The organism is Mycoplasma sp. ATU-Cv-703, from assembly GCA_004011965.1.
Classification (GTDB): Bacteria; Bacillota_I; Bacilli_A; order Mycoplasmatales; family Metamycoplasmataceae; genus RYZV01.
In genome coordinates this window covers 98116-122003 of record RYZV01000001.1, presented here as the reverse complement: position 1 = coordinate 122003, position 23888 = coordinate 98116, and the positions used below count along the sequence as shown (strand labels likewise).

Genomic DNA, 23888 nt, shown 5'->3' with positions numbered 1-23888 from the left:
TTAAATGACTAAACTAAAAAGCAAAAAAAGCCAACTGTTGCTGGCAACTCTGGGAGCGGCGGTGCCTCTTGGTATCGGAGCTTCCCTAGTAGCCTGCGGGGCTCAGTCCGACGAAACTGCTAATCCGGACGACCAAGTCAAGAAAGAATTGGAGCAGAAGGAAAAAGAGCAGGAGCAAAAGGACAAAGTTTTAAAAGAAAAGTTTGAGCCTTTCAAGCGTAATGAAGAGTTTCGCTACCGCTATTCTCGTCAATCATTAGGAAACTTTGTCATGTCTTACGACTGATCGAAGTTAATGACTGGTCACGGACCGGTAGAAAGTCCGATTGACAAAATTTACCAGCAAGCTATCAATGATAGTTCAGATAGTTTGCGTTCAACTTTAACTCAGCGTGTGATTGATAATCAAATTGCTGACCTTGAGTACGTTCCTTACGCTGACATCGGAATTGTGCGCGACACTGTTGAGTACATTCTTAAGGAAAAAGCTGTGCCTGGTGCTTACCGCGCCGAAATTAAAGGGTGACTTGACTCAAAAGGTTACCAAAACGCTAACTACAACGACTTAGCTCAGTTTAAAAAAGACGGTATCGCCAACAAGTTTAACGTTGGTTTCATGCAAAATGCCATGGATTCAATGGAACTTAAACCGGCTTGAAACGCGGTTAACCCCGATGACGTTAACCAGTCTGGCAAGTGGTTTGAAGAACAACGTTGAAACCAGTGAGTTAAAGACGGTGTCAACCCCGAAGATTTAACGATTACCTTTGGTCCGTTTTCAAACGCTTTTTGACACACGGCTTACCTGAACAACTACACCGAATACCAATTGGCTGAGCAGTTCAAGCAAATTTCTAAAAAGTGGGGAACCAAATCGTTTGACTTTTACTTCGCTGCTCCTTACAATACCAAAGGTAGCACGGAGTTTGGATCATCAACTCGTTTGTTAGCCGGAGCGCTAAAAATTCTAATTGAACAAGATCCTTCCTACAAAGTGCGTCTATCGCTAGTGACTGGTCGAGACGGACTAAATATCGGAGTTGAGAAAGGTACTTTCAACCCGGCTGACGGTCCAAGTCGCATCGGTGATGACATTTACCCGCTTTACGAGTTCACCCGTTTCCTAGGGATTAACTTCAGTCTTAACATAGTGACTGGTTATATTCAACCAACCGAAGCGGCTGGTAATGACGGAAAACTGAGCGACGAAGACTGGGAAATCAAAGCCTTAGAAAACAAGATGATTCCTAACAGTTTCCACGCTTGGAAAGAACTTCTAAAAGGGTTTGCACCCGAGCTTGTGGAAAAAGGCGAAATTAACGACCGACTGATTAATAACCGTATGTCAGTTACTCCGTGAATTGGAGTTCGCAGCGAAAAAGCTGCTTACAACTTTGGGGCCGAGGACGCTTTCAAACTGCGTCAGTTAGCCCAAAAGCGAGGACTGCAACAAATTTCTAACTTCTACATTTCCCGCGACAATCCATCGCAGTTTATTCAAGGTGGAGACAGCGCACACAACATGAGTGACAACAATCCGCTAAACGTCAACATTCGTAACAGTCGACTTTACCCAGCTGGAACTTTCTCCAAAATTTTCAGCGGGAAAATCGCTAGCGAAAAAGAAATTCCTGCGGAAGAACAACTTAGTGGTTCACAAGACACAAGTGTTTTAAAAAGTTTGCCTGGATTTTTTGATTACAACTGAATCCAAAACGACAAGGACTTAGAAGCAATTCTGGTTGAAATTCGTAAAGAATCAGTTGACTGAGACGGCGGTCACGATGGTGGTCAAATTGATAATGTAGCCAACAACAAACTGGAAAAACTAGGTAAACACCTAACTTGGCACTCAGCCAACCCACTAAGAGATGGTAAAACTACTACTACTGACAAAGATGGCAAAGAAATTATTATCAAACCCGTCACTGAAAAAGACCACCGTGCGGCTCAAACTAAAACCGTTTACTCACCTTACGTTGACATGGGGCTTTGGCCACTAGTTGATTACAAAAACGAAATAAGCAAGAAAGTTAAGAACTTAAAACACTTAACGCTAGCCTTTGTTCAACAAGACAACGTCCACGATAGCGAAGTTGACTTAAGTTTTGCCGGTTTCTATTCACCAATCAAAGGTAAAAACGTAACTAGCGATGACTTCATCGATTCGCACTTAGTACCGAAAATTCTTGAACCCGCTAAACAAGCTGGTATTTTCCAAAACTTAACTGTTTCATACGGTGGATTCAACACTGGTGACAACGAGAAAAACCCTTGACACACGGCGCTAAGACAAGCAAACAACGACGTGAACAACGCGGCATTTATTCTCCAAAATAAAATTAAAGAGTTCAACCTCAACTTAGCCAAACTAGTCGGATTAGGCGAAAAAGATATGAGTTACAAAGTTGACTTTGACATTGAAGGAGCTGCTCGAACGCGAATTGACGAGTTAAAAGTTTTATTCCTAGCAATGGCGCGTCTAAAACGTGAAAATCCGAAGTGAGAATTTTCATTGACTTTGCCAGTCTTACCAAGCGGTCTAGTTCAGTCCGAAATTACGATGCTAGACATTTTAACGACCCACTACAGAATGATGGGTAACAAGCCTAAGGACATGCCAGTGATTAACATCATGGCGATGGACTACGGGATTGGAATGTATAACCAAGCGCTTAAAGATGGCAAAACTAACTTCCAATTAGCTAAAGAAGCGACTGAAAATACTCACGATCAAGTTCTCAAAGCAATTAACGCTGCTTGATCACAAGAGAAAAAACTGGAATCAGTTTGAGATAAAGTGGGAGTAACTCCGATGATCGGTGTTAACGACCATAAAAACGGAGTCTTCACGCTGGAAGACGCCAAAGAGCTTTACAACTGAGCAATGGGCGAAAAAAATCTTGCTTACGTGGGAATCTGATCGCTTAACTCTGACTCACCAGCTCCTTATTTAAAAGAAAACTCAAGCGAGTTACACAAACCGGCTGCTAAAACAATTAACAGCAACGGACTAAACTACTTACGCAAGTACGACTTCTCTAACGTTTTCCTAGGTGACTGAGATGAGCTAATTAAAAACCCAGCTCGCAACCCTTACAAATTAACTAGCGAAGAGATTGCGTGAAACTTACTTCGTCCTTGGTTGAACAAGAAAGATAAGTAAGTCTAAAGAGTAAAAACGACATTAATTCAAAAACTAGCCTTGGGCTAGTTTTTTTATTAACGCTATAATTCCAAAGTTAGCAATTGAATAGCTAACAAAGGACATGCATGTTTCAAAAAAAAGTTTTCTCTACTCTCACTTCATTTTGCGGGGTGAGCGCACTTGCGCTCGGTCAATTAGCTTGCGGAGGCGCTCCAAACTTATTGTCTGGTAAAGGATCAAACTCGGTTACCGCCATTACAAGTCTAATTAACGAAAAAACTCAGCACACGCTTAACTATGAGAACTTAGGTTCTACGCTTGGCGCACGGGAAATGGCCAAAGCTCAAATTAGTTATGATTTTGCCATGACTTCTTCGCGCAAAACACCTGGTTCGATTGGTAAAGTGGAAGGCATCAATTACTCTGATCCAACCACTGGTTTTGCTCAGGAAGTTACCAACTGGTTAAACAACCAAATTCGCACCTTAACTTTTGCTTGGGATGCGATTGGAATTGGCCTTAATTTGCCTGATCCGATTTTGAACTCCCTCCGACTGAACGACCAAGATCGTTCTAACGACATTATTCCGCGCATCAAATTCGACGCTCTAGTGGCGATTTATTGTCTCAGTCAAGACGACCAGCGTTACCCGACTTGGCAAGAGTTTTTAACTAACCCAGAAGTTACTGGTTTAGATTCTTCGTTATTCAAGCCTGAGGAGTCCAAGCCGCGGGCGCTAGCGATTGAAGGCGGTAAAGACACGTCGGGTAAGGCCGAAGCTTTTACCGACAAAATCGTGGCGAGCGAAAGTTTTGCGGCGCTAGGAGTTGATAAAAAATTAGTGCAAACTCATAGCGATTCGATTATCGCTCCGGAACTTAAAGTTGAAGACAAAGAAAATACCATGTACGGTAAAAACGCTAACACCGCCAGTTCGGTGATGTATTACTCGCTCGGCTACATCATTAAAAACGACCGTCAGTCCAAAGTTGTTTTAGCCGAAATTGACGGCTGAGGTGCCCCGACGGTTGCTAACGCTCAAAACGGAAGTTACGATTGAATTCGTCCGTTTAACATTCTTTACCCGGTCAGCAAAACAAAAGTAATTGAAATGGTTAAAACGCTTCTCAGCCCGGAGTTTCAAAGCGAAATTGCCCGGTTAGGTTTTGTAGCTCTGAGCAGTGAGCAGATTAGTTTGCAATCCAGTCAGCCCAGCTCTTTAACTTTACCCGACTTGGCTGCTGAAGGCTTGCCCTCTGCCAACCAAATCGACGGTCTAGACTTTGGTTTAAAGGTCAAATAAATTTAGCCGCTAATTTTTTCAGCCCGTCCTCTGGACGGGCTTTTCCGTTAAAATGTGGGTGTGAAACAAGCTCCTCGCTCGTTTAGCCAAACCGTTGGTCGCAAAACGTTCCAAGACTTGCTCACCAAGGTCACCATTTTTATTTTTTCGACCTTGGCAATCGTGGCTCTAATTTTGATGTTTAGCTTTTTGATCAAAGAAGCTTACCCGGCCTACCAGCGCTACGGTTTTTGGCACATGTACTTTAGCAACTATTTCAGTGAACCAGGCGGCTGGGGTATTTGGTCGCCGCTTCTAGTTACTCTTTTCACATCTTTCTTAGCGACTTTAATCGCGACACCGATTGCGCTTCGAGCGGCTTACTTCATATTTTTTCGCATTCGCAAAGGTAAACAAGTTTTGCGAACCACGATTAACATTTTGGCCGGCGTGCCTTCGGTGGTTTTTGGAATTTTCGCGATTAAGTCGCTAAAAGTAGTCACTAATTTGGTGCTTGGCGCTGACCACGGCAACACGATTTTGAACGGAACGCTGATGTTAGTGATTATCATTTTGCCAACTTTGATCGCGCTGATTTTGAACCAGCTCTACCTTGTTCCACGCGAATTAGTTAACTCGTCTTTGGCGCTGGGTAACACATTAGTGTACGTTTCTTACACGAGCGTCAAAAAAGCGATTCGCAGCGGCGTTCACGTTGCGGTGATTGTGGCGCTTGGTCGCGCGATTGGCGAAACGATGGCTTTGTCAATCATTTTAATTTCTAACAGTGCTCATCCCTTAGCTGAGGGGTTATGAAACTTTTTGCAGAGCGACTTTGGAACTTTGGGAGTGTTAATTGCGAAAAACATGTTCACCGACCACGGCCGTGACACGAGTCCGCTTTTTGCGGCTGGTTTGGCGCTTTTTGTTATCATCATGGTTTTGGTCGTCTTTGTGACTAAAATCTCCCAAAAACGCCGTTTGACTAACCGTTCTCCGCTTGGTCAAAAACCTTGGAAGCGGATCGACGCTTACCAAAACGCGGGACTTTACTGGTCGCTCGTGGTTTGGTACTACTTGACTTTGCCTTTCAAACTCGTTAGTTTTGCCGCGCTTTGAACTGTTGGTAAACTGCGGCTCTTTTTCCGGTGAACGGTTTACTTTTTGTCTTATCCCATTTGACGCGCCTTTGGTCTTAAGCGCGCCCACAACGAACCTTACTCCAAGTACTTTGCCCGCTTTGCCCGCAGTTCAACTAGTCACGCCCGGGATTATTGGCGACTAAGTTGGGAGATGGTGGCTATTTTCCTAGTGATGGCTAGCGTTGGTTGGATTGTTTTAGACATTTGCATCGTTGGTATGTCCCAGTACCAAATTGCCGACTGGCGTTTTTCCAACCTTCAACCAGTCATTGGCGGCTTTAAAAGAGTGCCGTCAACTTTGCTCCATCCGCTCGTTTGAACGCTAGTGTTAATCGGCTTCACGATTGTGATTGCTTTTCCTTTCGCGCTTTGCGCGGCTCTGTTTTTATCCGAGTATGTGCGGGACAAAAAACTGGGTAAACTAATCAAGTTTTTCTTAGATTCGCTGGGCGGAACACCTTCAATTTTGTTCGGGCTTTTTGGCGCGGTGTTTTTCATTAAAACGCTCGGACTTTTCCAAACGGTTCCTTTCTCTCTTTTGGCGGGAACGCTGACGATGGTGTTAGTCATTTTGCCAACTTTCACTCGCTCGATTGAACAAGTTCTCATTAAGATTCCCGACTCTTACCGCCAAGGTTCTTACGCGCTCGGTGCTTCCCGCACGCGCACGATTTTCAAAGTCGTCATTCCCCAAGCCACGATTGGAATTGTTTCCGGTACAATCCTATCAATGGGAAGAATTATGGGTGAAACAGCGCCGATATTTTTAACTCTTGGACTTGCGACATCGATTGTTGACATCGGTATTTTGTCGCCTGGTCACACACTTACAACGAACATTTTGGACGTTTTTGCTAACAACCGAGAAGCGCTTGATTTCCAATCTCAAATCGCCTTATCTTACAAAATTGGCTCGGTTGCACTGCTCGCCACGACACTAATTATCTTTTTGGCTCAAGGCGTGCCTTGGATTGGTCAGCGGTTTAGAATGTTAATCACGCGCTGAAAAAACCGCCGTCAGGCCGCGCGGATGGCTCAATATGTCTGATAAAACCACTAGTTCTAACCCGATTTTCCGAGTGAGCGACCTCAATCTCTGGTACGACTCGGGTCGTAAACACGCTTTGGTAGATGTTTCGATTGATTTACCGCCGCGGAAAGTCACGGCTCTAATTGGTCCTTCGGGGTGCGGTAAATCAACTTTCATTCGCTGCCTTAACAAAATGAACGATTTAATTGTCGGGGTTAAGCTTGGCGGTTCGATTAAGTTTGATGGCAAGTACGAAATAGTGGCCAACCAGCAAAAAAGAGCCTGGTCAAACTGGTTTGGACTGACCAAAGGTCGCGAGTCTGGCAGCGAAGTAGACACTGATTTAGAAAGACAAATTCGTGCGCTTTCTGATCAAGTCAATTTGGCACCCAAGGGACCCGATAGGGATGAGCTTGTTTCGCGTCGCAAAGAGCTTTGACAAACTTGACAAACCAAAGTCCAGAAAAGCGAAAAAGATCGCAAAAATAAAATAGCCCAACTCAAAACCAAAATCGCCCAACTTAAAAAAGAAGCGAAAAATTCTCGCGCTGACAGCGAACTAGCAACTGACTACCAGGGAAAAATCGCTAGCTACCAAAAGCAAATTTACCACCTTAAAAAATCGCACGTGATTAGTCCGCTTGAGTTAAGAACTAGAGTGGGGATGGTTTTCCAAAAGCCTAATCCGTTTCCGATGTCAATTTACGATAACGTCGCCTATGGTCCTCGCTCAAGCGGTGTTAAATCGCCGCGCGAACTAAACAACATAGTTGAAAAAGCGCTTCGCGATGCAGCGCTGTGGGAAGAAGTAAAAGATAACTTGTTTGACGACGCGCTGGGACTTTCGGGCGGCCAACAACAACGTCTGTGCATTGCCCGCGCGATCGCTATGGAACCGGAAGTTTTACTGATGGATGAGCCCACTTCGGCGCTGGACCCGATTGCGACTAACAAAATTGAGCGTCTAATGAGCCAACTGAAGAAAAAATACACCATTATTGTCGTGACCCACTCCATGCAGCAAGCGGCTCGAATTAGTGATTTCACGGCTTTTTTTTACCTCGGCAAACTCGTTGAATTTGATAAAACGCGCCTGATTTTTACTAAACCGAAGCAGCGTCTTACCAAAGATTACATCCGTGGTAAAATGGGGTAAAAATGGCGACATCAATTATTCGCATAGAAACGCGTAAAATCCAGGAAAAACTAATCAAAATGTTTATTCTGGTGCTCAACCAGCACAGTCAAATGGCCCGAGCGCTGGAAAATGATGACAAAGACGCCGCGCAAAAAATTATTAACGATGACCGGCAAGTTAACGCCCTTTTTGACGAAATTCACGGCGATTTAGAGTTTTTAATTACTAAGACGCCGCTTGACAAAGACTTAAGACGTACAATGGCTTACATTATGATCGCCCAGGACATTGAAAGAATTGGCGATTACGTTAAGAGTATCGGTCGCTTTATTATTAAGGCCAAACCGCTTAAACAAAATTTACTAGCCACGATTAGCAAAGTTCACCAACCTTTTTTGCGCATGATTAAAAAACTGAGCGAAGTAATTAGCCGGGAAAGTTTTGATTTGGCCGTTGAACTAGTCAAGCGCGACTTAGCGATTGAAAAACTGGCTAACGATATGCGCATGTCGCTAATTAGTTCCATTACCAGTTACCGGAAGCAGGAACAGGTGATGGCAGTCATTTTTGCGACTAATGTGATCGGAGCGATCGAGCGGGCCACCAACTACGTGGTGCACATTTGCGAGCTAATCGCTTACGTTCACACGGGTAAAAACGTTGATTTAACATAAACTTTTTGCTTATATTTTGGTATAATTGTTCTAAGAACAAGTGCTAATCCTAGGGATAGGTTCTAGTTGGAAGACTAGGCAGTGGTGGTTGGATTGCACGACAATTTGCTACAATTAGGTGTGCAAGAAAGATAATTTGAGAGGAATTACACATGGCAAAAACCGCATTTGATCGAAAAAAAGAACACGTTAACATCGGTACCATTGGTCACGTTGACCACGGGAAAACGACTTTAACAGCCGCGATCGCAACGGTTCTTTCCAAAAAGGGCTTGTCAGAAGCGAAAGATTACGCATCAATTGACAATGCTCCTGAGGAAAAAGAGCGGGGAATTACGATTAACACCGCTCACATTGAGTACGAAACGGAAAAGCGTCACTACGCCCACATTGATTGCCCGGGCCACGCTGACTACGTTAAAAATATGATTACTGGAGCGGCCCAAATGGACGGCGCAATTCTAGTTGTGTCGGCTACTGACGGACCGATGCCCCAAACTCGTGAGCACATTTTGCTTGCTAAGCAAGTTGGTGTTCCGTTGATTATTCCGTTTCTTAACAAAGTAGATATGTTAGAAGGCGATGAAGAAATGGTTGACTTAGTTGAAATGGACGTTCGTGAACTACTAACTAAGTACGGATTTGACGGCGACAAAGTGCCCGTGATTCGTGGTTCAGCGCTTAAAGCGCTTGAAGGTGATCCAAAGTTTGAAGCAAAAATTTACGAACTGATGGACGCTGTGGACAACTACATCCCGACTCCAAAACACGAACTTGACAAACCATTCTTGATGGCTGTTGAGGACGTATTCTCAATCACTGGACGGGGAACCGTGGCGACTGGACGGGTAGAACGTGGTCGCGTTAAGTCTGGCGAAGAAGTTGAAATCGTGGGACTACGTGACACTAAAAAGACAGTTGTGACCGGAATTGAAATGTTCCGTAAAACACTTGATGAAGCTTTAGCTGGCGACAACGCCGGATTGCTACTGCGCGGAATTGACAAAGATCAAATTGAGCGTGGACAAGTGCTTGCTAAGCCAGGTTCAATTGTTCCGCGGTCAACTTTTAAAGCGCAAGTTTACGCTTTGAAAAAAGAGGAAGGCGGACGTCACACACCGTTTTTCAAAAACTACAAACCGCAGTTTTACTTCCGTACCACCGACGTAACAGGCGGAATTGAACTACCCCAAGGTACTGAGATGGTGATGCCAGGGGACAACGTAGAACTAACTGTTAATCTGATTTCGCCAGTTGCGATTGAAGAAGGAACTAAGTTCTCAATCCGTGAAGGTGGACGTACCGTCGGAGCGGGATCAATTACTTCAATTATTTCCTAAGATTTGTCTTTCTAATTTTCAATTCACTCTAACCCTCGCGGTTAGAGTTTTTTTAACTTAAATGTTCTAAAATCAGTTTGATGACTACTTCGCACAAACTCTGAACTTGACTAAAACAAAACCTACGCACTTCGACTTACGAGCTGGCGTTGGCAGCGGTTTTCGTGGCGCTTTGAGTTTTTAGTTACAAATTCATTTCAGTTAATTTGCGCTTCATGCGTTTTGGAATTGTTTACGCTTGGGTGATTACGATTGGCCTGATTTTTAGACCGCTTCTAGCAGTCAAAATTGCTTTAATTGCTGACCACCTTTGTCTTTTAGTCGGTGGGGGTCTAGGTCGCTGAATGCTTGAGTACGCTCTAATTTATCCGACCATGGTTTTACTAGTTGGTTTTCTAAAAAGATGCCTCAACACCCAACACCAGCGCTGGTGACTGGCCGGAGTAGTTTTTAGTGTTATGAGCACGTTAATTTCAGTTTTAATTACGATGGCTCTCTACCGAGGTTTTGTTAGCCAAAGCAAAAATGGCGATCAAGCTTTTTTGTTCAATTCTCTGGGCGTCTATGTTTTGATGTGAAGCGTTTGCGCTTTTTTAGCTTTTGCTTTCGGTTTGATGCTACTTAAGTACTTAAAAAGTCGCCATCAGCGACTTCAAGAAGCGATTTCGGTCGTCGTGGTTGTGACTTTGGTCGTGGTAATTTACGTTTGACTCTGAGGGCCAATCGCACAAATTCGTTACTTAGTTCAGCGCGTTGGTTATAGTCCGCACGAACTATTTGCTAAGTACGACTTTTACTTAGTGCCACGAATTCTTAAAACGCCCATTATTGTTCCGCTTTACAGTCTAATTGTTTACGCTCTCCAAAGAGTTTTTCCCCATGTTAACCGCGCCTACCGTTGGTAGGTTTTGGTCAAACGTTAATTCCAATTGCCCCAATACCCGTGTGAGCAGCCACGATAGCGGGTACGGGTGTTTCGATCGGTTTGATAACTCCGATTGCTTCTAAAGCTTGGCGGGCAATTTTAATTGTGTCTTGGTCGAAAGTGTGGACAATTTCCCAGTAGTAATCGTGGACTTGGGCTTGACCAATCGCGTGGATAATTTTCTCAACGCTTGAGAAAACGTTTTTAGCTAAACTGCGTTTCACGCCGTTAACTTTGATACCTTCGTCGCGTAAAACTAACCGCGGGATTAGGCCGGTTTTTTGAAGAATAAACTTCTTAGTTCCTTTTAGGCGGCCGCCTCGGATAAAGCCTTCTAGGTTTTTGGGAGCAAAGTAGCAGTGACTGGCGTGACTGATTGATTCGATTAGAGTTAACGTTTTTTTAATGTCACGGTTTTTTTCGTAATCGTCAATTGCTCTGCTGGCCGTGTCGACTAGCGCCGTACCGACTAGACGAACGTTAGCAATGTGCACGTTAGGAAATTTCTGGGAAACTTGAACTGCGCTTTGGTAAGTTGAAGACACTCCGCTGTTAATTGGAATGTAAATTACATGGGCAAATTTTTTTGATAACTCCGCAAAAGTTTCTTCCAACAAACCTTGGGGTACTTGCGACGTGTGAATTTTTTTGGCGTTTTTAATTTTTTCTACCACTTGTTTAAGAGTGATATCCCGCCCATCTTGGTAAGTATGCTCGTCAATGCTAATCAGTTGGGGCACGAAAGTAAAACCAAGACTAGTCAGTTTTTTTTCTGAGTAGCCGGTAAACGAGTCGAGAACGATTTGGAGCGGTTTTTTAGTCTGTGCCATGCTAATAAAAATTATATAGGAACTGACTTATCAACCTGGTAAAGAAAGTTTAGCACTCGTAGTATTAATGTGCTAAAATAGGCTTGACATGGCAAAACAATCCAAACCAGATTACTACCAAAGTCTTGGCGTTGACCGCAATGCTTCCGAACACGAAATTAAACGCGCTTTTCGTAAACTGGCGATGCGCTACCACCCCGACCGCAACAAAGAACCGGATGCCGAAGCTAAGTTCAAGGAAATTAATGAAGCTTATGAAGTGCTTTCCGATCCGCAAAAACGTTCTCGCTATGACCAGTACGGTCACGCGGCATTTGACCAAAGCGCTGGCTTTGGTGGTTTTGAGTTTGAAGGTTTTGGTAGTTTTGACGGCATGGACATTAACGACATCTTCAGTTCCTTTTTCGGCGGCGGTTTTGGCCAAAGTAGTCGGCGTCCGCGCCGCGGAGCTAACATCCAAGGTCAAATTACAATCCAGTTTTTAGACGCGATCTTCGGTAAAAAGATGGTCCAAAAACTGGATAAATGAGTTAATGACCGACTTGAAAGAGTTGAAACCACGATTGAAATTCCGGCAGGCATTTCTGACGGGCAAGCGATTATTTTTAAAGGTTATGGTCAGCGCGGACACAACGGTGGTCCAAGCGGAGACCTTTATTTAGTAGTCAGAATCGCTAAGCACAAATACTACGAGCGCGACAATTACAACATTCACCTTGAAATACCCGTTTCAGCTTTTGACATTTTGCAAGAAAAAACTTTGGAAGTGCCAACACCTTATGGCAAAGAGAAAATTAAATTGCGTTCAGACTACGACTCTAAAACCACGATTAAACTAGCCAAAAAAGGCGTTCCTTCAATGCGGCACCACTTTGTCGGTGATTTAATTGTTCATCTGAAAATTTACCTACCTTCTTTACCACGCCGTCAGAGCGAACAAATTCGCGACCTCACTTCCGAATTAACCGACCGCACTTACGACAAGTTTTTGCGGGAGTTTAGTTAGTGTTTCGTTTTTTCGTACAAAAACGCGTCGGCAACCACTTTGACTTAGATCCTCAAACACTCGCTCACATTAAAGTGGTCAGAATCGGCAGCCGACCTTTTATTTGCGTGTGACAAGGACAGTTTTTTGAAACAAAGTTAGATGGACGGCGCGCCTTAATCATTCGGGAAATTGCTCTTAACCACGAGTTTGCCCGACCAGTTAAACTCGCTGCCGCAGTTTTAAAACCGAAAAACTTTGCTTGGTTAGTTCAAAAAGCAGCCGAGTTAGGTGTTAGTCAGCTTTGACCACTTACAAGCGATTATGTTCAACACCGACCAGAACGTCATGAGCGACTAGTTAAAATTGCTAACGGCGCTAGTCAGCAAGCTTTTCGCAACTACCCGCTCCAAGTTCACAGTCCGACCAGTTTCAAAGAGGCACTGCAAATTAGTGCTGCTCACAAGTACATTTTGGATGAAAAACTTCCCCAACCAATCAAAACAAGTTTTGAACAAGACTCTCTTTTTTTAGTCGGTCCCGAGGGTGGTTGAAGCGAAAAAGAACTTGAGTTAGCCAAGGCAAGCGGCTTTGAACGTGTTTACCTTGGTCCGCGGATTATGCGCGCGGAAACGGCTAGTTTGTTTGTTTTAGCAAGGGTCAAAATTTAGTTTATAATGGTCTGGCAATGCATTAAGACCGTAGCGGTCGCACGACTTAATTAAGCTACCGAGTGCGTGAAACGCTTTTTGGTATCAACTCGTTGTTTTGCCTCTTGCTAAAGAAGGAGATTTTGACGTGACCAACAAAGAAGTTAAACAGAGCGTTGTCGAAGAAATTGCGGCTCGCCTGGGTAAAGTAACTAGTTTAGTGGTCGCTCAGTACCACGGCTTGACCGTGCGCGAACTTCAAAGCCTTCGCGAAAAACTTAGCGAAGCCCAAATTAGTGCCAAGGTTTACAAAAATCGTCTCTTCAAGCTGGCTCTTGAGGGCAGTCCTTACAAGGATCTAGCGCGGTTTTTACAAGGTCCTAACTTGTTCGTCTTTACTGAGCAAGATCAAAATGCACCAGCCAAAATTCTCGCCAACTTCGCTAAGGACCACCCAGCCCTAGCGCTTGTGGCGGGTACTTACGAGGGCGAGGTGCTTGACCAGCACGGAATTAACCAAATCGCCGAACTGCCTTCTTACGAGGAAGGATTGACGATGCTGGCCATGTCGCTGATGGGACCAATTCGTTACTTAGCGATTGCACTTAACCAGTACGCTGAGCAAAAAACCGAGACGGGAGAGGAGAAAAAAGATGAGCAAACTAACTAAGGAAACATTTATTGAAAGTCTGCAGTCAATGACCATTAAAGAAGTGATGGAACTTGTCGAGGCTATGAAAGAAACTTTTGGTGTTGACCCAACGGCAGTTGTCAGCGCCGCGGCGGCTAGTCAAGCGCCAGCTGAAGAAGTTAAGAGCGAAGTGACCGTGACTCTTAAAGCAGTTGGACCAAACAAAATCGCCGTCATTAAAGTTGTCAAAGAAATCACTGGTTTAGGTTTGATGGACGCTAAAAATTTAGTTGACGCAGCGCCAAAACCAATCAAGGAAAACATCAAGCCTGAGGAAGCCGAAGAACTTAAGAAAAAGTTAACTGAAGCTGGTGCCGAAGTAACGGTAGACTAATCTTACTAATTTAGCCAAAACCGCTCTGTTTGAGCGGTTTTTTTGTTTTTAAGATTTCAGTTAAGTCCAGTCGGATTTTGGTTCAAATAACTAAGTTATTTAATTGATGGTTTACGGGTGAAAAAAACTTATAATGCTACATGCGTAAAAAATCATCATACGTCCAAAGGGGGTTGAGAAATATCCGATGAACACAACGCGTTCGCATCAACAGACCAAACCGATCATTGAGTTAGTTAATCTTGTTCAACAATTTGACGACAAAATTGTTTTACAAGATTTTAATTTGACAATTAATCGGGGCGAGTTTGTCACTTTGCTCGGTCCATCAGGATCGGGAAAAACAACCGCACTTCGCTTGATTGGCGGCTTTGAATGACCAACGCGCGGTGAAATCCGCTACAACGGTCGCGACATGAAAGACTTACCGGCGTACAAACGCCCGACAAAAACAATTTTTCAAGATTACGCTCTTTTTCCGCATTTAAACGTGGAAAACAACATTAAGTATGGCTTAAAGATTTACCGAGTACCACGGGAAAATGTGCCAGCTAAGTACCATCAACAGTTAGTCGCTTTGCAAAATAAGTGGCGTAAAACGGTTGAAGATAAATTGGCTAAATTAGACCGCGAGCAAGACGAGTACGAAACTATGATGGCGACTCACAAACCAAACTCGCACAAACATCGAAAAGCCCAAAAGTGACTCGACAACTCTGACTTTCATTACTCTTACTGGGAAAACTACGTCCAGCTTAAAACCAACCAGTACGCTAAACGCTACTTGACGCGTAAAATGACGCGCCAAGAAATTAACCAAGAAGTTGCTCAAGTGATTGACATGATCGGTTTAACTGGCAACGAAAAAAAGACGATCGATCAACTTTCGGGCGGCATGAAACAGCGCGTTTCACTAGCGCGTGCGCTGGTGGTTAAACCCGAAGTTTTGCTGCTTGACGAACCTCTTTCCGCGCTTGACATGCGTGTTCGCGAGAAGATGCAACTTGAGTTAAAAGACATCCAACGTAAACTGGGAATGACGTTTATTTTTGTGACTCACGACCAAGAGGAAGCTTTATCTTTGTCTGATAAAGTGGCTGTTATTAACCAGGGGCGGGTAGTTCAGTTCGGAACGGCTCAAGATATTTACGATGAGCCGATTAACGCTTGGGTAGCCAGTTTTGTCGGATACTCCAATTTATTCGTTGGTAAAGTTTTAGGCGAGGGGAAAGTGCGCATGCTTGGCAAAAGTTTTCGCGCTCTAACAACCGGTTTTAAAACTAACGAAACGGTTGATATTGTCATTCGTCCGGAAGACATTGAAATTGGCCCGCGCGTCAAAGGACACCTACAAGGTGAAATTAAGCGGGTTAACTACCAGGGGACAATGTGGGAATACATAGTCAAAATTAATCCCAAAGGACCTGATTTACTAATTCAGTCAACACACAAATTTGCCGTCGGAACTAAGGTTGGAATTAACTGGGAGTGGGAGGAAGTCCACCTCATGAAAAGGGAGGTTAAAAAGCGTGTTTAACAAACGTTTAACTTTACTTTTACCTTACTTTTCGATCGCTATTTTGTTTATTTTAATGCCGATGGTTTTCTTGGTCATTAAGGCTTTTGCTCCGGTCAGCGAAGAGTTTGACAACTGGCAGTTGGTGAAAATGCCGACCACTTGGGTCGTCATGGGTCGCTCAATTTTAGTTGGTCTAGCTAGCGCTACCTTTTGCTTATTAATCGGTTTTGCTTACGCCTACTTTAGCGCTCGCAGCACTAGCAAAATGTTTCGAATCTTTGCTCTCAGTTTTCTAGTTTCGCCGCTGTTTGTTTTTACGATTGTCAAAGTTTTAGCACTCAAAGGTCTTTTGTTAGCCATTTTTGACGAATCAAGTCTTAACAACTTGGGCGTGTTAATTTTAGGTCTGACCTACCTGAACTTACCTTTCATGATTATTCCTCTTTACTCGGTTTTGTTATCAATGCCCCGCTCTTTAATTGAGGCTTCCGAGGATTTGGGTGTTAACCGTTTTTTAACGATTTGACGAGTGGTGATACCTTACACCTTGCGCGCTTTAGCGGCTGGATTTGCCCTAGTTTTTATGTTGGCGGCAACTTCCATCATCGTTTCGGAAAAACTAATTCCGATGCGTGAATCTTACAAACTGATCGGCAATTTCATGGATAACGCGCGGATCCGAACCAAGGCGCCTGATGGCGCGCTTGGCTCAACGATTGCGCTAATCACAATCGTGGTCATGATGAGTATTTACGGACTTATTTACCTTGGTCCGACTTTTTGACGAAAACTTCGGGGAGGTATCAATGTCTAAACTGGGAACGTTTGCCAAACGTTTTTACGTGGTTTTAATTTTGATTCTAGTTTACGTTCCACTCGTCATGGCTGCGATTTTCTCGTTTAACGTGCCACCGCACCGCGGAGACTTAACTTTTAACTGAAACGGTTTTTCGCTGCGCGGATTTGACGAACTTTTCACACAAGAAATAGGCCTAGCGTTTTTAAACTCTTTGCTTATTGGTCTAACTAGCGCGGGCGGAGTGGTTGTGCTCAGTCTTCTAACAACTTACGCGCTTTGACGCCAGCGCAACAAAATTTTCAAACTAGCTGTGGACGGAACGGCTAACATTCCGCTCATTAACCCCGACATTGTGAGCGCGATTGCTCTAGCGGTTACGTTCTCGTTCTTGTTTGGAACGCTGGGGATTAGTGAGGGCGGGATGCTGCGGGCAATCGTTTCGCACATTGTAGTTATTTTGCCCTACGGACTAATCGTGATGTATCCGCGTTCAGTCAAATTTGATAAATCGCTTTTGGAAGCTTCTTACGACTTAGGTTATGGACCGATTCGAACTTGGTTTAAAACTTATTTTCGTCACATGTTGCCCATTATTGTCGCGACTTTTGTGATTAGTTTAACGCTTTCTTTTGACGACTTTATTTTGGTACGCATGGTGGCTAAGGTAGAAACGATTGGAACGCGCCTTTACAGCAGTAACATCAAAAATTGAACTTTAATGCTTGGAACCATTTTGCTCGTTTTAACTGTCAGCGGTTCGGCGGGCTTTGCGCTTTGAAAGGGAAGAGTTAAGAAACATGAAAAAATTCGTTAAATCAGTTTGACTAAAAAAAATTGCCATTTTACCTTTACTCAGCCCCTTAACACTAACGGCGCTCAGTTGCGGTCAAAGTCATCCGCTCGTTTGAAATTACCAGCAGTTTATTGATCCGGACTTAGAAAGTGAACTGAGCAAAAAATACGGTTATGCTAACTTTGGTGATCTTGATGAATTAGAAGCGGCTTTGCAAGAAAAACGGGTTTTAGTCGGGATGAGTTCTGACTACCAAATTAAGCAGTTTGCCCGGAAAAACATGGTGCAAAAAATTGACTTTAAAAGACTTTGGGGTTGGGAGTACGAAAGTAAGCAAGATTTAAGGCAAAAACTAGAAGAGATTTACACCCCGCTTGTTTTCCGCGCTTTTGACCAAGTTTACAGTCCGCTGGGCGATTTAACTGGCGATGGTCAAGAGGATTACTTGTGGGAGTACAGCGTCCCTTATTTTGTGCAGGAAAAAGTGGTCGTTTTCGATTCGCGTCAAGGCAACTGAAGCGAGCAAGAACGTGAGATGCTTGACGACCCCGAGCAACAAGCCACGCTTTTTCCTAACCGATCGTACCGGGGCATTTTAAAAACACTCGCCGATCGGGGTTACCAAAAAATCGTTGTTAACGATTACGTCCGCGACAATTTGATGATTGGATCGGAAGTTAGCCCGGGCGGTTTTAATTCTTTGCCGACTTTTGAAACGTACGAAAGTCACATCCAGGGTTTTAAAGACACGATTGAAAGAAGTGATGGTTTTGGCCAAAAACTCAATTCTAACAACGTTAAGTTTGACACCGACGGAACCCAAGTTTTAATGGATCTGATTGATCCGCGTAAAGATTGGGATGTGGCGCTTCTTTACAACGGTGACGCACTTGATGCTTACTGAGCTGATGATAATTTTCCGCTGATGGAAGACGATAACTTTGTTCGAATCGTTAAACCAGAGAATCCGATTTTTCTCATTGACGGCTTAATTTTGCCGACCTATTTGACCGGAGAGTATCTCGAACAGGCTTACGAGGTTGCCCGGGGATACTTCTTTGGAAATGGCGAGCTCAGCGTTTTAGAAGATGTGGATTTAGAGGAAATACCGCGCGAATACCCAATCTTACTCAACTTTGATTATGTTAATTACTCGTTGCCGTTTCAAGTTTACCAAGACTACATTTTAGAAGAAGGTTATTTTGAAGACGAAGACGGCGAGGAAGACGTGGTTGCAAGAGACATATACGAACTAGACTATGATCCCGACTATGACCTAGCTCGTCACTTCACCCAACCGATTGCCGACACTTTGTTTACCATGGTTCAACAAATGTATGAGCTAAGCAAAATTTAAACTTTTAAAGACTACTTGTTAAGTAATCATCGAGAATAATTTGGGCCGCAATTTGGTCTTTGAGCATTTTTTGTTTTTGTTGTGAAAGACCCGCTTGCTGCATGATTTGAGTCGCTTTTTTGGTCGTGCGGTGTTCGTCCATCAAAACAAATTTAACTTTTTTAAATCGCTTTTTTAAGAGAGGCAAAATTTGGTCAATTCGGCGGGCATTAGTCGGTTTGTCACCCGAGGGGAAACGCGGGTATCCAATCACAAAGGTGTCAAATTGGTACTCGGAAGTAACTTGCTCAATTTGGTTGACTAGATTAAGCCAGTCTTTTTCGGGGTAAATTAAGTTGGCTACCCCTTGGGCGGTCAAGTTAAAAATGTCACTCACAGCTACTCCGCAAGTTTTGCTGCCAATGTCGAGTCCGACTTTCCGCATATCGTCTGAATTATATCTAACGCGGGTGCGCTCAGTTAGGACCTTAATAAAAGAAAAACCCCGACTCACTTGGTCGGGGTTTTTCTGGTCTTTTTTAATCGTCCTTTAGACTCTCTAGAACCCGCAAAAAATCTTTTTCTTTAACGGGGTCAGTTATTCTGTCAACCGCAGCACGGATTTGTTCTGTGTCGCGCGGCGGTTGTTCTTTTGACCAATTGTATTTTAATTTCATGTTTTCTCCCTCACAACCAACCTTTTTGTTTTTAGGTCTTCTATGCAATTATATAGCTTGGCACTCTGAAATTAAGAGCAATGACTATGTTTCTGTATATTCAGGTCTTAATTTTTCCAATTACTATTTTTCAATTTTTGTCTGCGTTTTCTTTAGATTCAAGTTCCTGAATAAAACCCTTCAGGTCGTTTTCATAAGTGCGCTCGTAAATGTATTTTTCATCGCTGGTTCATTTGAGATAATAACCTAAATTCCAAAGGACGGTACTCAAAAAAACAATGCTGACTCTTTTGTTGCCGTTGTGAAAAAAATGACCCATCAAGATTCTCACAAATAGGTCTGTGACAAAATCAAAGATATCTCAATTTTCTTGATTATAGTGCCATTTCATAATGATGCTATGGATAGCACCCGCCACAGAACCGCTATTTTTTTCTACACCCGTCATTTTATCGTTATCTTCTTGGTTAAGGTATCTAACTTTTTTTGAACTTTCAACAGCATGTTTCACAAAAGAATCAACCAGAAATCAATTAAATTCTATGACAGCAGTCTCAAACCGAACATTTTCAGGGTTGCTGTTAAAATTAGAGTAGAACTTAGTCGAATCTTGACCAAATTCAATCTTGCTATTTTTCTTCTCTCGAATGTAACGCTGAATTTGCTCCTCTTTGTTCCATTCCGTGACGTAAATTCTGAGTATTCGCATAAGTACCACGTCTACATTTTACTTTTTCGTACCGTTATAAATTCCCAAGTTTGTCCAAAAACAAAGTTGAAAATTTAGTAAAACTAAGCGATTTTTAAAGATTAGTTAGTTGAATTTTTGGTCCGTCAAAAATGGCCCAAGCTACCGATAAAGTTTAAAAAATTTTCTTAGTATTTGGCCGATATTTTAATTTAACATTTGTGATATACTAATAAGGCTTTATTTAAACGCTTATGTTCCACCTTGCGCCGAGGAGAGAGTGAAGTCTATGCCCGTAAAAACCGCCGTTAGTCGTTCTTATCAACTGAGAAAATTTGGTCCTATCACTGAGCGACGTGATTATTCACGCAACAACTACCACTATCCAGTCGAGGATTTAGTTCGGATTCAGAAAGATTCATTCCACTGGTTCTTAACTAAAGGCCTAGAAGAAACGTTTCGAAACATTTATCCTATTGACTCTACCAACGGGAAATTAACAATTGAATACGTTGACGGTTCGCTCCGTCTTGAGAAGTACGAGGATGAATTCCAAGCGATTAAAATGGCTCGCCAAAAGGGAACTACGCTCAACGTCAAAGTTTATGCGACCTTGCGTCGTAAAGACAACGAAACGGGCGAAGTTAAAACCCAAGAAGTTTTGTTCGGAGAAGTGCCGATGATGACTCAAGGCGGCAACTTCGTCGTTAACGGCTCAATCAAAGTGGTCGTTTCACAACTAATTCGTTCGCCGGGAGCTTACTTTGAAATGGATGCTCGTAAGGGCTCTGACAAAGACCTTTTTAACAAGTTGGAGATTATTCCTAAACTCGGGATGTGGATCCGAGTTTTTCACAAAGTGACTAAAAGTAAGTCCGATATCAAAGTATCAATTGACAAAAACAACGTTTCGCTTTCAACTTTCTTACGTGCCTTTGGAATGACTAAAACCGCGATTGCCGAACTTTACGGAACTAGTCCGGAACTGGTTAAAATGTTTGACAAGTACGACAAAAAAGACCGTCGCAAAGATAAGAAAGAAAATTGAAAAGAATTTTTTGACCAGTTACCGTCGCTTTTTGGTTCCACACCCGTTTTAGCCGAAACGCTCCGCAAAGATAAAAAGGAGACCGAAATTGACGCTCTTGATTATGTGCACGGAATTTTGAAAAAGGGCGACCGGATCACCAATGAATCCCGTCGCAACTTGTTTGTAAACTTTCTCTTTAACAAACGTCGTTACGACTTGCTCAAAACCGGGCGCTATTTAATTAACAAGAAACTCAACTTGGTTGACCGCCTGGAAGGAACCATTTTAGCCCAGGATTTAGCCACAGTCTCAGGTAAAGTGCTTTATAAAACCGGTACTCCGATTGACTTTAAACTGGCCAAAGAAATTCAAAGTCAGTTTGACGAAGGCGTTTTGCCAACGGTTGATATTCCGGAAATTTCAACCGATGTTTACGGCAAGCAAGTTGACTTTTACCCTAATTTGCTTAAGCGGAACCAAATTATCGTGGTGCAAGTTTACCCGAATGAATCTTGGATGGAGCAAAATAAAAATCCGCTTAAAATTATCGCGAACGACCCTAATTCGCAAGAAGAACACCTGCTTATTTCTGACATTGTCGCGGCAATCGGTTACTACTTTAACTTACTTGAAGGCGTTGGAACCGAGGATGACCCCGACTCGCTTGTCAATAAACGGGTAGTCACGATTGGTGAACTTCTTCAGAACCAATTTCAAATCGCTTTGACAAAGTTAGAGAGAAGTGCAAAAGAAAGAATGTCGGCGAACGAGCCTGATAAGATCACAGCCAAAAACATCACCAATAACAAAATTGTTTACAACCAATTTAAAACTTTCTTTAACTCATCGCAGCTTTCCCAATTCATGGACCAAGTTAATCCGCTGGCCGAAATCGCTAACAAACGTCGGATTACTTCGCTCGGCCCGGGTGGACTAAACCGTGAAACTGCGATTATTGAAGTGCGCGACGTTCACGCGACACACTACGGACGAATTTGTCCGATTGAATCTCCCGAAGGACCTAACATCGGTCTAATTCTTAACTTTGCCACTTACCCTCGCATTAACCAGTACGGTTTCATTGAAACACCTTACTTCCCGGTGGAAAACGGCAAGATTATCCGCGATGCAATTTACTTATCAGCTAGCGACGAAAAAGGTAAAACTTTCGCTCAATCTTCGGTCGCGGTTGACGAAGATGATCAGATTGTGGAAGCTAATATCGTGGTGCGAAAAGACGGCGATTACATCATTGTTCCGCGTAAGGAAGTTAATTACGTGGACGTTTCTTCGCGTCAAATGACATCAATTTCTTCCTCTTGCATTCCTTTTCTAGAAAACGATGACGCCAACCGGGCTTTGATGGGAGCTAACATGCAACGTCAAGCAGTTCCGCTTTTAGAGTCAGAGGCACCGCTAATCGCGACGGGAGCCGAGGCCGACATTGCGCGCTATTCGGCTTACAACAAAATTGCTGAGGAAGACGGGCAAGTTAACTACGTGGATTCGCAAGTCATTAAAATTAAAGGTAAAAAGAACGTGCGAACTTACTACTTAAGAACGTTTGAACGTTCTAACCAAGGAACATTAATTTCACAACGACCAATTGTGCAAGAAGGTCAAAAAATTAGTAAAGGTCAAGTTTTGACCGATGCTTCTTCGTTTGACCAAGGCGAATTAGCGCTGGGAAAAAACGTGGTGGTTGCTTTCACAACTTGGAACGGCTACAACTATGAGGACGCGATTATTATCTCCGAACGACTTGTCCGCGATGACGTTTACACATCGATTCACATTGAAGAGCAAACCATTCAGTTTCGAAAAGCAAAGTCAGGCGATGATGAGCTCAGCCGCGACTTACCTAATGTTTCCAACTTTGCTAAACGAAATTTGGATGACTCGGGCATTATCAGAGTTGGTTCAGAAGTTCAAGCCGGCGATGTTTTGGTCGGACGAATTTCGCCTAAAAGCGAAGATAACCCGACCCCGGAAGAAAAACTAATCGCTGCGATTTTTTCTCAGCGCGCCAAAAACATTAAAGATACATCTTTAAAGGTAAAGCACGGTCACGGCGGAACTGTCATTGATGTGCAAGTTCTTTCGCGTGAAAACGGCGATAAACTGCAAGACGGCATTTCAATGATCGTCAAAGTCTTTATCGCGCAAAAACGCAAAATTAAAGTGGGCGATAAGATGGCTGGTCGGCACGGTAATAAAGGGGTTATCTCACGGATTTTACCAGTTGAGGACATGCCTTACTTAAGCGACGGAACACCGGTTGACATTATGCTTAACCCGCAAGGGGTTCCTTCCCGGATGAACATTGGTCAAGTTTTAGAACTCCACCTTGGCATGGCGGCTAAGGCGCTGGGAGTTAAGTTTGTTTCGCCTGTTTTTGACGGAATTAAGTACCGCGATGTACACGAGGCTCTGGCAGAAGCTAATTTGCCTCTTGACGGTAAATTTGATCTTTACGATCCGATTTTAGGCGCTAAATTTGCCCAGAAAGTTTCTGTTGGTGTCATGTACATGCTTAAGTTAGCCCACATGGTTGATGATAAGATGCACGCTCGTTCGGTCGGACCTTACTCATTAATCACTCAGCAACCACTTGGTGGAAAGTCTCAAAATGGTGGACAGCGCTTTGGTGAAATGGAAGCTTGGGCGGTTGAGTCTTACGGAGCTTCAAACGTTTTACAAGAATTACTAACTTACAAATCGGACAACATCGATGGTCGTAATAAGATTTATAACGCGTTAACTAACGGTATGCCTTTACCTAATCCGGGCACCCCTGAATCATTCTCGGTGCTCGCTTATGAGCTCCGCGGACTGTGTCTCAAATTAGGCGTTGAAGTTAAGAAGGAAGAGTAGCG

General features: G+C 43.4%; 19 protein-coding genes and 2 pseudogenes. 17 read left to right on the top strand and 4 right to left on the bottom strand.

What is annotated here, in order from left to right:
* Positions 1 to 4: 4 nt before the first annotated feature.
* From CSE00_RS00380 to CSE00_RS00350, 8 genes and pseudogenes are all read left to right on the top strand, one after another.
* Positions 5 to 3166 (top strand): hypothetical protein, encoded by a 3162-nt coding sequence (locus CSE00_RS00380; protein ID WP_127942609.1) that lies wholly within the window; start codon positions 5 to 7, stop codon positions 3164 to 3166.
* 107 nt (positions 3167 to 3273) lie between these two features.
* Positions 3274 to 4452 (top strand): hypothetical protein, encoded by a 1179-nt coding sequence (locus CSE00_RS00375; protein WP_127942607.1) that lies wholly within the window; start codon positions 3274 to 3276, stop codon positions 4450 to 4452.
* 60 nt (positions 4453 to 4512) lie between these two features.
* On the top strand, positions 4513 to 6624 hold the full coding sequence (locus tag CSE00_RS00370) for an ABC transporter permease subunit (RefSeq protein WP_127942605.1): 2112 nt from the start codon (positions 4513 to 4515) through the stop codon (positions 6622 to 6624).
* Positions 6614 to 6841: pseudogene (locus tag CSE00_RS03035) on the top strand (ATP-binding cassette domain-containing protein); the annotation flags it as partial. The gene CSE00_RS00370 and the pseudogene CSE00_RS03035, both read left to right, overlap by 11 nt.
* Before the next feature lie 339 nt (positions 6842 to 7180).
* Positions 7181 to 7759, top strand: a pseudogene (locus CSE00_RS03030) (phosphate ABC transporter ATP-binding protein); the annotation flags it as partial.
* 2 nt (positions 7760 to 7761) lie between these two features.
* A complete protein-coding gene (locus tag CSE00_RS00360; protein ID WP_127942603.1) occupies positions 7762 to 8415 on the top strand; it encodes a PhoU domain-containing protein in 654 nt (217 codons plus the stop codon).
* 152 nt (positions 8416 to 8567) lie between these two features.
* Positions 8568 to 9755, top strand: a complete 1188-nt coding sequence (tuf, locus tag CSE00_RS00355; protein WP_127942601.1) for an elongation factor Tu — start codon at positions 8568 to 8570, stop codon at positions 9753 to 9755.
* 80 nt (positions 9756 to 9835) lie between these two features.
* A complete protein-coding gene (locus tag CSE00_RS00350) occupies positions 9836 to 10660 on the top strand; it encodes a hypothetical protein (RefSeq protein WP_127942599.1) in 825 nt (274 codons plus the stop codon).
* On the opposite strand, the gene CSE00_RS00345 is transcribed toward CSE00_RS00350, so the two are convergent.
* Positions 10638 to 11510, bottom strand: a complete 873-nt coding sequence (locus CSE00_RS00345) for a DegV family protein (RefSeq protein ID WP_127942597.1) — start codon at positions 11508 to 11510, stop codon at positions 10638 to 10640. The genes CSE00_RS00350 and CSE00_RS00345 overlap by 23 nt on opposite strands.
* An 88-nt stretch (positions 11511 to 11598) precedes the next feature.
* Here CSE00_RS00345 and CSE00_RS00340 point away from each other — a divergent pair, with 88 nt between their 5' ends.
* The 8 genes from CSE00_RS00340 to CSE00_RS00305 all read left to right on the top strand — a co-directional run bounded on the left by CSE00_RS00340 (position 11599) and on the right by CSE00_RS00305 (position 18638).
* Positions 11599 to 12516, top strand: coding sequence for a DnaJ C-terminal domain-containing protein (locus CSE00_RS00340; RefSeq protein ID WP_127942595.1), 918 nt, complete (start codon positions 11599 to 11601; stop codon positions 12514 to 12516).
* Positions 12516 to 13166, top strand: a complete 651-nt coding sequence (locus CSE00_RS00335; RefSeq protein ID WP_127942593.1) for an RsmE family RNA methyltransferase — start codon at positions 12516 to 12518, stop codon at positions 13164 to 13166. The genes CSE00_RS00340 and CSE00_RS00335 overlap by 1 nt, the downstream gene beginning before the upstream one ends.
* Before the next feature lie 97 nt (positions 13167 to 13263).
* Positions 13264 to 13815 (top strand): 50S ribosomal protein L10, encoded by a 552-nt coding sequence (gene rplJ, locus CSE00_RS00330; protein WP_161565514.1) that lies wholly within the window; start codon positions 13264 to 13266, stop codon positions 13813 to 13815.
* Positions 13799 to 14170: a 50S ribosomal protein L7/L12 gene (gene rplL, locus CSE00_RS00325; protein ID WP_127942589.1), complete on the top strand. Its 372-nt coding sequence runs from the start codon at positions 13799 to 13801 to the stop codon at positions 14168 to 14170. Before rplJ ends, rplL begins: the two co-directional genes overlap by 17 nt.
* A 187-nt stretch (positions 14171 to 14357) precedes the next feature.
* Positions 14358 to 15707 carry an ABC transporter ATP-binding protein gene (locus CSE00_RS00320; protein ID WP_127942587.1) on the top strand — a complete coding sequence of 450 codons (1350 nt, stop codon included), beginning with the start codon at positions 14358 to 14360 and terminating at the stop codon, positions 15705 to 15707.
* Positions 15700 to 16503, top strand: coding sequence for an ABC transporter permease subunit (locus tag CSE00_RS00315; RefSeq protein ID WP_127942585.1), 804 nt, complete (start codon positions 15700 to 15702; stop codon positions 16501 to 16503). Before CSE00_RS00320 ends, CSE00_RS00315 begins: the two co-directional genes overlap by 8 nt.
* Positions 16496 to 17302, top strand: coding sequence for an ABC transporter permease subunit (locus CSE00_RS00310; protein WP_127942583.1), 807 nt, complete (start codon positions 16496 to 16498; stop codon positions 17300 to 17302). The genes CSE00_RS00315 and CSE00_RS00310 overlap by 8 nt, the downstream gene beginning before the upstream one ends.
* Positions 17286 to 18638: a hypothetical protein gene (locus CSE00_RS00305; RefSeq protein ID WP_127942581.1), complete on the top strand. Its 1353-nt coding sequence runs from the start codon at positions 17286 to 17288 to the stop codon at positions 18636 to 18638. The genes CSE00_RS00310 and CSE00_RS00305 overlap by 17 nt, the downstream gene beginning before the upstream one ends.
* 4 nt (positions 18639 to 18642) lie before the next feature.
* Here CSE00_RS00305 and ruvX read toward each other — a convergent pair whose 3' ends face one another.
* The 3 genes from ruvX to CSE00_RS00295 all read right to left on the bottom strand — a co-directional run bounded on the left by ruvX (position 18643) and on the right by CSE00_RS00295 (position 20003).
* A complete protein-coding gene (ruvX, locus tag CSE00_RS00300) occupies positions 18643 to 19062 on the bottom strand; it encodes a Holliday junction resolvase RuvX (RefSeq protein WP_127942579.1) in 420 nt (139 codons plus the stop codon).
* A gap of 94 nt (positions 19063 to 19156) precedes the next feature.
* A complete protein-coding gene (locus tag CSE00_RS03005) occupies positions 19157 to 19294 on the bottom strand; it encodes a hypothetical protein (protein ID WP_161565513.1) in 138 nt (45 codons plus the stop codon).
* 40 nt (positions 19295 to 19334) lie between these two features.
* Positions 19335 to 20003 carry a type II toxin-antitoxin system death-on-curing family toxin gene (locus CSE00_RS00295; RefSeq protein ID WP_127942577.1) on the bottom strand — a complete coding sequence of 223 codons (669 nt, stop codon included), beginning with the start codon at positions 20001 to 20003 and terminating at the stop codon, positions 19335 to 19337.
* Between the two features lie 268 nt (positions 20004 to 20271).
* Between CSE00_RS00295 and CSE00_RS00290 the strand changes: the two genes are divergently transcribed.
* Positions 20272 to 23886 carry a DNA-directed RNA polymerase subunit beta gene (locus CSE00_RS00290; protein ID WP_127942575.1) on the top strand — a complete coding sequence of 1205 codons (3615 nt, stop codon included), beginning with the start codon at positions 20272 to 20274 and terminating at the stop codon, positions 23884 to 23886.
* Positions 23887 to 23888 lie beyond the last annotated feature (2 nt).